The organism is Hahella chejuensis KCTC 2396 (assembly GCF_000012985.1).
Classification (GTDB): Bacteria; Pseudomonadota; Gammaproteobacteria; order Pseudomonadales; family Oleiphilaceae; genus Hahella; species Hahella chejuensis.
The window spans coordinates 813,954-826,913 of the sequence record NC_007645.1; the positions used below are offsets into that span (position 1 = coordinate 813,954).

The following is a 12,960-nucleotide window of genomic DNA, read 5'->3' on the forward strand; positions in this document are numbered from 1 at the left end:
TCGAAAGTACCGCTCAGCTCATTCGTTGGGCGCAGAATAGGCATCATGCAGGAGGGGTTAAAGGCCGTTTCCGTAAAACTGTGAAGTGCCTGCCGGGGGGTTACCATAAGCCAACGCAAGGTAATGGTTTTGACCGGGTATGTATCTGTATGTATGTGAAATTTAAGAATATATTTCTGTTGTGAAACCCCGGAAATGGGACTTGCCGCACATCTGCAATGTGATCGTTACGCTTGTTATGGTGTCTGCTATGCCGTTAAAGGGATATACTCCGCCGCGTTAACGGCCGCCTAAGATGAAAGTGACGAGGAAATGGCATTCATGAAAGTAGAGCTGGAGAAGATTTTCAGTTTCATCATCGAACTGGAAAAGCTGAAAAGCGTCAATCGCATGACCAAAGTGATTGGAACCGACCGCCGTGAGAATTCGGCTGAGCACAGTTGGCAAATCGCGGTGCTGGCGATGTCCCTGGAGGGCTATGCAAAGGAGAAGGTGGACATTAATCGAGTCGTGCGCATGCTGTTATTGCATGACGTAGTGGAAATTGACGCTGGCGATAAGTTTATCTTCTCCGCGGCCCATGCGGATACAGAAAATGAAATGAAGGCGGCGGAACGGATATTCGGGATGCTGCCGCCGCAAGTGGGGGACGAGTTCAAAGCGTTGTGGCTGGAATATGAAGAGAGGCGGACTCCGGAGTCCCGCTACGCTTACGCCATGGATAGGTTGATGCCGGTGTTGATCAACCTGAATAACGGTTGTCAGAGTTGGGTGGAGAATGGCGTGCGTCTGGAGCAGGTGCTTTCGAAAACGGGCATTCTGGCCGACTTCAACGCTGAGCTGTGGGAGATGATCAGTCGCCGCTTGTATGAGTCTCGTCAAATGGGCTTTTTAGGCTGAAAACCTGTTTTAAAACAGGCGAATAGATCGCTATTGAGATACAGGTGAAATAATATTTTCCCTAATCGGCTAGGCCAAATGGCATGAGGTTTTACGCTGGACGTTAAGCGGCATTCAAGGTAATTTATGCCCACCTATAGTACTTACTGATAAACCCGGTGCTATATTGCCGCCTGTCGGCGACGCATTGTGCGCCTCAGGCGGTTAACCTCAAGTCCTGATTTTTCCCCTGCCCCCCCCAGTCCATTATTACAACTTGTTTAAGCCGGTTTTTGTAATTAGCAATAGCAGGTTGATTTCCCTAATATAACCTTACTTTTCTGCAGTCTTTGCACTGCCCAAAACCAATCACGGAAAGAAGTCTAATGCGTCAAATAACTTGTACCTTCATTTGCTTGGCCTGTTTCTCTGCGCCGGTGCTGGCGGAAACCTGGTATGTGGGAGCGGATGGCGGCGTCGCGATGGTGAAAGCCTCCTCTGAGAAATTTTACATCCCTGCGGCCAATGTTCGTCTGGGCGGACGTCTTGAAAACGGCGTTGGTCTGGAAGCTTTATTCTCGGCGGGCGTAACAGACGCTGAAGAAGCGAACGTCAATATGGAGCTGAGCAGCATGGCGGGCGGTTATTTGACATACACGGGCGTACTCAGCGGCGACACCCTGGCGACATTGGGCGTGGGCTATGTATCCACCGAGCTGGCGACAGAGGTCGGTGGTGTAAGCTCCGACTTGTCATTCGACGGGACCAGCCTGGCGATCAGATTGGAAGAACCGCTCAAAGCCTATCCCAGCGTAAAGCTGTCCGCTGGCTACTATCATGTATTTGAAGATGATGGCGTGAAGATCAGAAACTTTGGTCTGGGATTGCAATATGATTTCTAATATCAGGAAAACCCGCCTTGTAGCGAGTTTCGCTGCGTTGGCGCTGTGTTCCGCATTGTTGTCCGCATGCGGGGGTGGGAGTGGCGATACCGATGCGTTGAATGATGCTGTCGATGCAGGCAAGCTGGACGCCAAGAGCCTGACTCTGACCTCCACTTCCGACAAAGCGCTGTTTGAACCCAATGAAAGCTGGCAACTGAAAGTGGTGGCGGAGCTGAATAACGGCTCCACGCAGGATATAACCAGCAAAGTGAAATGGTCCACCAGTGATAGCTCACTGGCGACAGTCGACGATGCCGGCAAGATGAAGACCGGGACTCCGGTCGGCAATGAAGATGTGGTGATTACAGCGTCATTGGTGAATCTCAGCGCAGAGCTGACGGTCACTGTTTCCGACGCCACATTGTCCAGTATTGAAGCGAGCGCGAGCGGCTCTGAGGTGGATGAGTGCCGTAGCCTGACCCTGAGCGCAACTGGAACCTATACCGACGGCTCTCAACGTCCAATGGTGTCCGGGTTGTCCTGGACCAGCAGTGATAGCGCCGTGGCCACGATTAACAGCGACAGCAGTGCATTGGTGACGCATAACAGCGGTAATGTAAATGTGACGGTTAGTCGAGGAACTGTTGCTTCTGCGGCGCTGCCTGTCACGGTCAACGATACGCTGGCGTCTTTGAAGATCAACGAAGGCAGTGAGATTTCAGTCAGCAAGTCTGGTAGCGCCACATTGACCGTCAGCGGCGACTACAGCGATGGAACCAACAACGTCGGCATTACCTCCAACTCCTCCTGGACCATCGGCAACACGGGCGTGGCCACGGTGGATGACGGTAAAGTCACAGGCGTGTCCACGGGCGAAACAACTGTCACCGCAGCTTGCGGTGGACTTACCGCGGATACGACAGTGAAAGTATTGGAGATTTCCGAGTATGAATTGTCGGATCTCAAAGGCGACACGGCTCTGGAGGAAGGTGAAGTGCGGCAGTTGAGCTTCTATGAGGTCTACACTGACAACACCAAGACCAATATCTCTTCTAAAGCGGACTGGGAAATTACTACCGGCGACGAAATCGCCGATATTAATGGCGATGGCAAGCTCACGATGAAGAATGACTTCAGCGGTTACAGTGGTACTTCTATTACCGTTAGAGCTGAATATGACGACAATTCAAAATCGTTGACCATTAATATTGAGAAATAGTTGATAGTTGTTGTCTAACTATTTGTAAAAGGGGCAATTTATCGCCCCTTTCTCTTTTCGGGTAGGGTAATGATGTGGATAATGGGCGCCGGCGTTGTTAAGGAGGCTGCCTTGAATTATCTCATTATTGTTGTTGCACTCGCTGTCCTGGCTGGCGTTACCTATTACGGTTATCAGCAATACCGTAAAGCGGTGCGCAATAGACGCGTTCGATTTATCGATAACTATCGTTTTCCTCCCACCATTGATCGGCGCATCGCCAGGAAATACCCGCATTTGACTCCAGCCCAAGTCGAGAAGGTGCTTACTGGTTTGCGTGAATACTTCCATATTTGTCGCATGGCGAATGGAAGAATGGTATCCATGCCGTCGCAGGTGGTGGATGTCGCTTGGCACGAATTTATTTTATTCACCCGTCGTTATGAAAAATTCTGTGACGAAGCTTTTGGGCGCTTTTTGCACCACACGCCAGCGGAAGGTATGGGCAAACCTGCAAATATACAGGATGGGGTGAAACTGGCCTGGCGCTTGAGCTGTTTAAGGGAAAACATTGATCCTCTGCGGCCCAGGGCTTTGCCCATTCTGTTCGCTCTGGATGCGGAATTGAAGATTCCTGATGGCTTTTACTATTCGCTGGACTGTACCGGGCGCAATGACCACTGCGCGTCTAATATAGGGTGTTCTGGTTCCAGTTCTAGTTGCTCCAGCGACTGCGCTGGCGATTGGGGCGGTAGTTCCTCTAGTCGTCGTTACAATGATAATGACAGCGACAGCGGCAGCAGTTGTGGGAGCAGCTGCGGCGGAGGCTGTGGCGGCGGAGACTGATACAACGCTTCATCCCTGCTAGTATTTCCCTAATAATCTCGCGGACGAATAGCGTTTTCCTATTTGTCCACAAACGACAGGCGCTGCGACTTATGTCAGCCCCTGTCTTCAGAGGCTTGTCGCCGCCCAGGCGTATCGCCTCATTGAATACGGGATCAGGGTATGAAGCTGTTGTGTGGCTTGTGGCTGATGTTGATTGCGGTTTCCGCCTGCGCGGATCAACGTCCTCTCCGTTATTATCAAAAAGACAGTCGCTACGAATATCGCATTCAGTTGCTGCAATTGGCGCTGTTAAAGGCGGGGGTAGGCAACGAATTCATGCTGCGTCCCCTGCAGGACAATGTTACTGCTGCAAGAGGGTTGGCTTTACTGGAACGAGGTCAGCTGGATGTAGCGTTCCTGCCTACCACCGTTGATCTGGAGCGGCGCTTTCGAGCGGTGAAAATCCCCATTCTGCGAGGAATCCTGGGCTATCGCGTATTTTTGGCGCATAAACACAGTCTTCCTGCATTGAGTCTGGTAAAGAGCCTGGATGACCTGCGCGATCGTTTTGTCGCAGGCTTCGGCGCGCAGTGGAGCGATATTGATATCTTGCGCGGTAACCGCCTTAAGGTGGAGGACTCCCCTCAATATGGACTTTTATTCGACATGCTGATGGAGATGCGCTTCGACTATTTTCCCAGAGGGTTGAACGAAGCCTGGAAAGAGCTGGAGGAGCGTCAGGCGCAATATCCCGATCTGGCGGTGGAGCCCACGCTGGCGCTGTATTATCCCTATCCTGTGTATTTCTTTGTCGGTAAAGGAGACGAAACCCTGGCGCGATTGATTGAAAAAGGGCTCAATGCAGCGCTGGAAGACGGCTCCTTCGAGCAACTGTTCCTGACGCATCATCAGTCATTTTTAAATCGCGCGCAGTTGCCGCAACGGCGTGTATTTTTATTGCAAAACCCCACCCTCCCTGCCGGAACGGAAGCTCCAGACACCCACTGGTGGCTACCGGAATCGCCTTTGAATGAAGGCGCGCCGTCAGTCGAATAGCGGTAGCTCTTCATAGGGCTTCTCGTGTAGTGAACGCAGCCTGGATTGCAGGGAGCCGCTACGAATCTCAAGCTTGTGGCGGTCCGTATCGAGAATATCCAGTAAAGTTTGCTTCACTGCTGTTTTGCTTCCATTTTTACACGCCTGCATCGTTGAGCATTTCCATCGTGACGGGGAGGTCGCTCTCAGCGTTAGCAAAAAGTGACCTGTGTATAGTCCCTGCAGAACGACTGACGTCCAACGACAAACAAAATCAGAGCTTATGGTGGTCGATAAAGAGAGCTTCCAGGCCGGAACTCTTGCTCTCGTTATTCGCCTGATACAGATGGCAACTGATGCGGGCGTAATTATCGAGGTCGCTTTGCACCAGGCAAGTGCTCTCGTAGGCAACGTTATTTTCCTTGAAGCGCATGCGCAGCACAGTGGCTTCGCCATGCGCGGCTTCTTCAATGGCGGCCTCGCCGAATATCACCGCCCCGTCGATTTCACGCTTAATCTTGAGTTGGTGGTTCTCAGAATAAATTTGCAGCGCTCCCTGATAGGTGCTGGTGGAGTCTGGCGCCTTGCCGATGAGTTGATACGCGCCGATGACAAAATCTCCGAGAAAGTCTTTGGCGGTTTCGCCGCCGAAAGCGGAGGGGGATAACAGACAGCACAACAGCGCTGCAGGTTTGAGGTTCATCCTGAAAGTCTCCTTAGGATACCGTGTATGTCGCAGTGCCCAGTGCAATAGTTTGCTCCCGGTCATTGATCAGCTCCATGCGCGTCACTGCTATCGACTGGCCGTGGCGAATGACGCTGGCGGAGGCGACGAAAAACGCGCCGCGCCCGGGGCGCAGATAATCCACCCGCATATCTATTGTGCCGAGCCTGCGCAGTTTGCGCTGCACTTCTTTCGGGTCAATCTCCGTTAGACGCTCGATGATGCTGATTGTCGCCACCAACCCGCCGGCGACATCCAGCAACGTTGCAGTGACGCCGCCATGAAGGATGTTTTGAAACGTATTGCCGACCAGCTCCGGCTTCATTTCCAGTCCCAGCACCACTTTCTCTTTGCTGACCTCTCGGACTTTGATGCCGACCAGCCGGTTGAAGGGGATATGCTCGTTAAAATAAGCGGTAATCGTTTCTATCAGCTGTGCTTTGTCCATGCAATGCGCCTTTCACCGTGTTGGGCGGAATATCTCATTAAAGCAAAATCGCCGGGGTTCGCCCTATGAGACATAAAGGTCTGTTGACATTAGGCTTTTATAGTCTGTTTCCGTCGCCAGGCGTAGTCCTGATTCTCCTCCAGAAACCGGATGAAGTCTGCGCCGAAGTTTTTATAACCCATGGCGGACAGGTGAATTTCATCCGCCCAGAATTTTTTGCCGGCCAGATTCAAGCGGCGTGTCTGCGCATCATAAAACAACGTATTTTCATGCTGGGCGAGCGTTTCGGCTATGGCGTTGGACAGACGTCCATGGATGGTGCGGATGATGTCATGACGCAGTGGCGACTCATCAATGGACGGATATCCATGCAGCTCGAACACGGAAGAAATCCAGGGGCCTGAGCGCAGGTATAAAAACAGCTTCCATCCTCGCTCCCGACTCAGCGGCGCACTGTAGCCATGGCTCACGACTGTGGCGTGAGGATGGTAAAGATCGCGCATTTCCAGACTTCTCTTGTAGAACTCCGTGATGCTGCTCAATACGGTATTGAGAATATCTTGTCGCAGGGATTGCTGCATCGTTAAACCCGGTTCGTAAGGAACGAGTATTGGCGCCAGGTTGGCGAATATGTCATTGCCGCCTGCGCTGATAAAGACGTAATCCAGTCGGACATGGGCGTGTTTCAGTCTGCGATAGTGTTGTAAATGCGGTTGCATCTGCAGGGTGGTGGCGCCGGAGATGGCGAGGTCCAGCCAATTGGCGCCCAGTGGGTCCAGCATAGCGATCGCCTCGAAAATATTATTGGGAGCGTTCAAGGCGCCCCAACCGCGTCCCGGGTAATCAAACCAGGAGTCCCCCTCCAGCAGGATGTTCGGATACTCGCGCCGCAGTCCCCGCCTGACGCTGTCGATAAACTCGTTCAAGTTTCCGCTGATGTAGTGTTGTCCTATCTGTCTCGCCATGACCTGTATTGCCTGTCCTTATGTTCCTTATGATTCAGCGCTTTGCTTGAAAGCGTCCCTCCCGCAGGAAATGCAGGGTTTGTTCCAGCGCAGTCTGGTTGCGCATGATAAACGGATGCGAAGCGGGGAGCGTCAGGAAGTCTCTCATGCCTGTTAGTTTCGCCCGCTCAACCGACACTTTACCGTCATTGGGGCCATTAATCATGAGCGAGAGCAGGGGATTTACGGAGCGGTCGCCGGTGATGACGCCACATTCAAAGTCGGGAGAGCCCAGATTTTGCAGTAACTTATTGTCTAGAGCGCCCAGTTGCCCGCCCGCCGGGCCGTTAAGCAGTTTAAAGAGCATCAGACCTCCCAGTTTGTCGACCACTTCGCTGCCCTGATTAGGTGGGCTGAGCATAACGACCCGACCTATGGAAATGTCAGGCTTTAATGCACTTAAAACCCTGACCAGGATACCGCCCATGGAGTGTGTGACGAAGTGGAGCGGGGAGCTGTTGGCGCCGAAGCGAGCAAGTAAAGCAGGATAGAGATGTTGCGTCACCAGTGACTCCAGGGAGAGACGCGTGGAAGGGTAATTCAGGTTGAACGTCTCGAATCCCTGGGCGTCGAGATAGCGTTGCATACGGTTCAGGCTACGCGACGTGCGCGCTAATCCGTGCAATAGCACAACCGGCTGTCGCGTTATGGGACGATATTGATGATTCATGTTGGAGCTCCACTGTGAGACGGGGTTATGGAGTCTAGTGTTGTAGATGTGCATAGGGGCGCCCTAGGGAGTAACGTAGCGCCAAACAAATCTACCAGTTGCGTTTTTCAGTACCAGGCAAGGCGCTGGCGTTGGGCGTGAATTGATAAGGGACAAGCTAAAACAATTGAAAACACACTCCGCGCGGGCAATCATCTATACTAGACAATAGCTAAGGTTAGCTAACGCGTTGGATGCTATCCACAGGGAATTTTCGCTTAATAATTAAACAAATAAAGCGAATTTATGAATGAACTATCTCGTATGCAAGGGGCTTTAAGCAGGGGGCTGAGATGGATATGCGATTTTATGGTGTTGACTGGATCGCCATGCTGCTGACGTTTGTCGCAGTATGGCAAATCGGCAACAAGAATAAAGCTGGGTTCTGGCTGATGATGCTGGCCAATGTGGGATGGATGATGGTCGGGATAATGGGGCAAAGCACCGCCATTTTCCTGGCGAATGCGGTTTTCCTCTCAATGAATTGGCGCGCCGCCAGTAAGTGGGCGAAACAGGAGACGACTGCGCATGCGGACACCGCCTGACTTTGTTTACAGTAACGGAGACTCCTGCAGGCTCTGCCGGTAAGTCTCCGGCGAGCAGGAAAACCAGCGTTTGAAGGCGCGGCTGAAATTGCCGGCGTCGTTAAACCCCAGACTGTATGCGATTTGGGAGATGCTCATGGAAGAGGATTTCAGATAACGCTCCGCAATTTCCTGCCGCACTTCATCCACCAGCTCACGGAAGTTGGTGCCCTCCTGACTGAGATGGCGCTGCAATGAGCGTTCACTCAAGTGCAGCGTCTGCGCCACTTTCTGCAAAGAAGTTTCTTCCGTCGCCATAGTCTGGCGCAGCAGCGAGCGCACCCGCTGGGTCAGTTTCCTGTTGAACAGACGTCCAAAGTATATTTCGCAAAGGCGTTCGTTTTCATTCGCCAGCAGCACATCGGCGTTAGGCAGACGGCAATGAAAGTAGTTGCGGCTGAAGATCAAACGGTAGCGACTGTCGCCCCAGCTTACTGGACTGCGAAAATAGCGCTCATAGTTTTCATAGTCCGCCGGTTTGTCGCGGCCCATGGAGACGCGCAACAGATCCGTTCCCTGTGGCGTCAGAAAGCGGCAGATGCGCACCATCATGCAGGCGGCGGCGTCCAGAATGGCGTCATGCACGGGCGCGTCGCCCTCTCTCACCACGCCTAACTCCACCTCGTCCCCATTGGTCTGCAGATACAGGCGGGTGACATTGGAAATGCCGTAGTTATAACGAATAACCCGTGAAAACCCCTCCCATAATGACTGACTGGCGATCACCGCATAGCCCAGAGCGTGAAAGGTGGTGAGACTGATGTTTTTGCCAGCGTCGATGCCTATGCTTTCGCATTGCGTCGCAGCGATGACGGCGTCGAATAAAGCGTTGATCTTGTCGGTGCGCACGGGGGCGAGGGGAGATTGCAATTCGGAGGCGCAGAGTTGCGCTGACTGCATTAAATCATAGGCGTCCAGCCCTTGCTTTTCAAAGGCGTCCAGACACATTTTCACCCAGTTGGCGATGATGAAGGGTTCGTCCAGTTGTGGCGTCATAAGAGTAGTTTCTCTTCCATAGACTTGGCGAAATAACTTGCCTGCCGCAGGGTCGCCGCCCACGCGCATTCGAATATAGCAAATCAAGGGCCAGGGAAAACTCGGCCAAATAACCTAACGAAATAGGCGTACTTCACACTGTTAAAAAAATGGCAGCAAGTGACAGATAAATAGCGCGCAATGACATGTCGAATGGATTCTCAATAGTTAGGATGTTCTGCTCCAAAAAAATCAAAATGATAGAAACAAGAGAGGGGAACTACTCGTGAAATTAAAGCTTTTAGTAGCTGTCATGGCCGCCATGACAGGCAGCTACGCCTTATACCACCAGTTAGGCGATGGATCGTCGGACGCTATGTCGGCGTCGGTGGATAACGCTCAACAGTCCAGTCAGTCACTCGCAACGGCGACGGCTATGACTTCCGCCGCCGCTCCAGCGGGTGCGCCCGGCGCTGCTGCGAAAACAGCAGGCGATGCGCCCAGCATGGCGGATGTTGAGGACTTTGTAGCCAATCTTAACGATCAGGCGGATACGGGTTATCAATCCCCCAATGCACAGTTTTCGCCCCCTGCGGCCGGCGCTGACCTATTTCAGGGCGAGCGCACGGCTGGCGTAGGCGCGCCTTTCCATCTCAAACCGGCCGGCGGACAGTCGCTGGTGGCCAGCGACGCCAATATGGCCAAGCAGGCGGTCATGATGGGCGGCAAGCAGTTGCTTAATATCAGTGAAAACGATGATCTGGAGTTGAAAACCTCCAAGCGCGACGATGAAGGCAACGTCTATTACAAATTCACCCAGGAATATAACGGCGTGCCTGTGCATGGTCGTGAAACTGTGGTGCAGGCGTCCAGCAAAGACGAAATCAGTCTGGTGGCCGGTGAATTCGAGCCTGGCATCCAATTGGACGTTAATCCTGGGTTAAATGGCCAGGTGGCGTTCAACAAAGCGGTCGACAGTATGCGCGACACCCTGAGGGGCGAGCCCAGGTTCCGCGAAGACCCCAGCCTGCAGATTTATGTATCCGAAGCGGATGGTCCGGTCCTGACCTGGCGTTCCGTCGTGGAATACATCACCACTGACGAAGGCTATCGCGTAGATGAAATCTTCGTTGACGCCAACAGTGGAAAAATCGTGGATAAACTGCCGCGCTTCTATTCGGCGTTATCGCGCAGCGTTCACTCCATCGATCGTCAGTGTTTCGATCCTAACTGGGGCAGCAACATCCTGCCTGGGCGGGAAGTGTCTCCCAACGCCGATGAGCACGCCAAAGCCGCTTATGACAACTCCGGCTATACCTACTGGTTCTACGACAACATGTTCAACCGCGACTCTTATGACGGCCGCGGCAAGAAAATGGTCAGCACCGTACACGCCATGTTCACAACGCCGAATGGCGGCTGCTCCGGCGACAACGCTTACTTTAACGGCGAGCAGATGATTTACGGCGAAGGCGGCAGCATGCTGCAGAATCCCGCCGGCGCGCTGGATATCGTGGCGCATGAGTTGACTCACGGCGTGACCTTCTCTGAAAGCAACCTGACTTATCGTAATGAGTCCGGCGCCATCAACGAAGCGTTATCTGATATCTTCGGCGCAGGCGCTGAAACTTACGTGATGTCCGGCGGCAGCGCGAACAGCAAGCCGTCCGGCGGCCTGAAACCGCAGCGCAGCAACTGGACTCTGGGTGAGAAAGCTTCTCCGAACGGCAGCATGATGCGCGACATGAGCGACCCTGTGGCGGACGGGCAGAGCCGCGACAGCTACGACTCTCGCTATACCGGCACGCAAGACAACGGCGGCGTTCACCTTAACAGCGGCATCATGAACCTGGCGTTCTACCTGCTGTCCGAAGGCGGCGTGCATCCTCGTGGAAAAACCACCAACCGGGTGACCGGTATTGGCATGGAGAAGGCGCTGGAAATCTACTACCACGCCAACACCAACCTGTTCACCGCATCCACCAACTTTGCCTCTGCGCGGACGCGTCTGGCGCAGTCTGCGGAAACGCTGTACGGCGAGTGTTCTCAGGAGTGGCATTCCATTCATGAGTCTTTCGACGCTGTAAAAGTGCAGGGCAGCTGGACGCCTTGTGATGATGGCGGCGATGACGGCGGAGATGACAATGGCGGAGATGACGGCGGGGACGACGGTGGAGATAACGGCGGCGATACTGGCTCCGTTTCGATTTCCAGCGCGAAGGCCTCCAGCACCTATAGCAACAGATACCTGCCTTCCAATCTGCATGACGGCTCTCTGTCTACGCCTTGGGTGTCATCCACCATCTACAACAGCTATCAGCAACAGTGGGTGATGTTGGATCTGGGCGGCGCCAGAAGCATGTCCGGCATGACGATCAACTGGGATGGCGGCAACTTCGCCGGCTCCTATGACATCTATGTCTGGCAGAATGGTCAGTGGGTACGTGCGCAACGCGTCAGACAATACCGTTCCGGCGCTGCGGATATTCCGCTGCAAGCCAACTCGCAGTATGTGCTGGTCACCATGCGCTACGGCAACTACGGTCGTTGGTACGCGATTGACGAAATCACGCTGAGGTAATCTGCATGGGCGCGCTATGCGCCCCTTTATTTCCGGCGCTGTTGGGACTTCTAACGCGGCGTCGGGACTTCAGCCCGGAGGAGACTGCCTCCCTCAAAAATAACAACGCGGCAGTATAGAGACAAAATCAAAATGAATATCAGAAATGAACTTGCTCCCATTCTTCTGCAAGCCATATCGGATGCGATTCAATTCAATCGCGCGATTATGGACGGCGGCTTCTTAAACGATTCGGAAAGTCACTTCGAGTATTTGGTGAGTTTGAATCACCTTCTTCATTATTTGGAGGAGGAGTACAAAAAAATAGAAGCAGAGGTGGGCATGCCTCTGAATCTATTAGCGTTGGAAAGCGCCTGAGGCAGGCGCGTAATGAGCCAGTGGCCGCCCGGATTGCGTTATGGCCGCCGGCTCAGTAAATGGACCAGTTCTCTCATGTCATGAAAGCATAAGGCCGCACCCGCGGCCTTTTGTTTTTCCGCATCCATGTCCGCACTATAGGCGTACACCGTCATACCTGCGGCCACAGCGGCGGTGATGCCTGCTGTGGAGTCCTCCACCACCACGCAGCGCTCAGGCGCCGCTCCCAGGGCGGAGGCTGCGCGCAGATAGATGTCCGGCGCCGGCTTGGGGTTCTCAACATCTTCGACGCAGAAACAGTGATCGAAATACGCATGCAGGCCGGTCTGGCTCAACTTGAAGTCCATGTCTTCGCGCAAGGCGTTAGTGGCCATGGCTTTGGGCAGGCGGATGGCCTGCAAGGTTTCCTCGACGAACGGGACTGTGGTCAGCCCTGTGTGCATGGCTTCCCAGAAACCAGCGCGCAAACGGTGATGGGTGTCCTCCGGCAGCGCCCGGCCTAACAGCGTCGCTGCGGTAACCAGGTTAACCTCAGTGGTTTGCCCGGTGAAATGGGTATGCATCTCCATATGGGTCAAATGTAAGCCCTGCTCCGCCAACAGGCTCATGAATACTTCATTGGTCAGGCGCTCGGTATCCACCAGCACGCCGTCGCAGTCAAAAATAACAGCGTCGTACATATACTTCTGCATGCATTGTTCCAGGGTGATAAGAGGTAAGGCGTTCGGACAGTATACCGGGCGGATGGCCCTAA

Annotated in this window: 15 protein-coding genes; 8 read left to right on the forward strand and 7 right to left on the reverse strand. The window is 53.4% G+C overall.

The window, feature by feature from the left end; all coding sequences use genetic code 11:
- Positions 1-321: 321 nt before the first annotated feature.
- From HCH_RS03690 to HCH_RS03710, 5 genes are all read left to right on the forward strand, one after another.
- Complete coding sequence (locus tag HCH_RS03690; RefSeq protein WP_011394786.1) at positions 322-900, forward strand: HD domain-containing protein; 579 nt, start codon at positions 322-324, stop codon at positions 898-900.
- A 365-nt stretch (positions 901-1,265) separates the two neighbouring features.
- Positions 1,266-1,781: an outer membrane beta-barrel protein gene (locus HCH_RS03695; protein WP_011394787.1), complete on the forward strand. Its 516-nt coding sequence runs from the start codon at positions 1,266-1,268 to the stop codon at positions 1,779-1,781.
- On the forward strand, positions 1,771-2,982 hold the full coding sequence (locus HCH_RS03700) for an Ig-like domain-containing protein (RefSeq protein ID WP_011394788.1): 1,212 nt from the start codon (positions 1,771-1,773) through the stop codon (positions 2,980-2,982). Before HCH_RS03695 ends, HCH_RS03700 begins: the two co-directional genes overlap by 11 nt.
- Positions 2,983-3,093: 111 nt before the next feature.
- The gene (locus HCH_RS03705) at positions 3,094-3,807 is read left to right on the forward strand and encodes a glycine-rich domain-containing protein (RefSeq protein ID WP_238384965.1); all 714 of its coding nucleotides are present in this window, start codon (positions 3,094-3,096) and stop codon (positions 3,805-3,807) included.
- 162 nt (positions 3,808-3,969) lie between these two features.
- Complete coding sequence (locus HCH_RS03710) at positions 3,970-4,845, forward strand: ABC transporter substrate-binding protein (RefSeq protein WP_011394790.1); 876 nt, start codon at positions 3,970-3,972, stop codon at positions 4,843-4,845.
- Here HCH_RS03710 and HCH_RS34970 read toward each other — a convergent pair.
- From HCH_RS34970 to HCH_RS03735, 5 genes are all read right to left on the reverse strand, one after another.
- Positions 4,834-4,962, reverse strand: a complete 129-nt coding sequence (locus HCH_RS34970; RefSeq protein WP_274377832.1) for a hypothetical protein — start codon at positions 4,960-4,962, stop codon at positions 4,834-4,836. The two genes, HCH_RS03710 and HCH_RS34970, sit on opposite strands and share 12 nt — an antisense overlap.
- Before the next feature lie 136 nt (positions 4,963-5,098).
- Positions 5,099-5,527 carry a hypothetical protein gene (locus HCH_RS32095; protein ID WP_011394792.1) on the reverse strand — a complete coding sequence of 143 codons (429 nt, stop codon included), beginning with the start codon at positions 5,525-5,527 and terminating at the stop codon, positions 5,099-5,101.
- 13 nt (positions 5,528-5,540) lie between these two features.
- A complete protein-coding gene (locus HCH_RS03725; protein WP_011394793.1) occupies positions 5,541-5,996 on the reverse strand; it encodes a thioesterase family protein in 456 nt (151 codons plus the stop codon).
- Between the two features lie 89 nt (positions 5,997-6,085).
- Positions 6,086-6,961 (reverse strand): SGNH/GDSL hydrolase family protein, encoded by an 876-nt coding sequence (locus HCH_RS03730; protein WP_011394794.1) that lies wholly within the window; start codon positions 6,959-6,961, stop codon positions 6,086-6,088.
- Between the two features lie 34 nt (positions 6,962-6,995).
- Positions 6,996-7,670 carry an esterase/lipase family protein gene (locus HCH_RS03735; RefSeq protein WP_041598404.1) on the reverse strand — a complete coding sequence of 225 codons (675 nt, stop codon included), beginning with the start codon at positions 7,668-7,670 and terminating at the stop codon, positions 6,996-6,998.
- 332 nt (positions 7,671-8,002) lie between these two features.
- Between HCH_RS03735 and HCH_RS03740 the strand changes: the two genes are divergently transcribed.
- Positions 8,003-8,254 carry a hypothetical protein gene (locus HCH_RS03740; RefSeq protein ID WP_011394796.1) on the forward strand — a complete coding sequence of 84 codons (252 nt, stop codon included), beginning with the start codon at positions 8,003-8,005 and terminating at the stop codon, positions 8,252-8,254.
- A gap of 6 nt (positions 8,255-8,260) precedes the next feature.
- Here HCH_RS03740 and HCH_RS03745 read toward each other — a convergent pair whose 3' ends face one another.
- On the reverse strand, positions 8,261-9,289 hold the full coding sequence (locus tag HCH_RS03745) for an AraC family transcriptional regulator (RefSeq protein WP_041598405.1): 1,029 nt from the start codon (positions 9,287-9,289) through the stop codon (positions 8,261-8,263).
- Between the two features lie 265 nt (positions 9,290-9,554).
- Here HCH_RS03745 and HCH_RS03750 point away from each other — a divergent pair, with 265 nt between their 5' ends.
- Both HCH_RS03750 and HCH_RS03755 read left to right on the forward strand, forming a co-directional pair.
- Positions 9,555-11,849, forward strand: coding sequence for a M4 family metallopeptidase (locus tag HCH_RS03750; protein WP_011394798.1), 2,295 nt, complete (start codon positions 9,555-9,557; stop codon positions 11,847-11,849).
- A 132-nt stretch (positions 11,850-11,981) separates the two neighbouring features.
- Complete coding sequence (locus HCH_RS03755) at positions 11,982-12,206, forward strand: hypothetical protein (protein WP_011394799.1); 225 nt, start codon at positions 11,982-11,984, stop codon at positions 12,204-12,206.
- Positions 12,207-12,244: 38 nt separating this feature from the next.
- On the opposite strand, the gene HCH_RS03760 is transcribed toward HCH_RS03755, so the two are convergent.
- Entirely contained in the window at positions 12,245-12,898 is a 654-nt protein-coding gene (locus tag HCH_RS03760; protein WP_011394800.1) for an HAD family hydrolase, read from the reverse strand.
- Positions 12,899-12,960 lie beyond the last annotated feature (62 nt).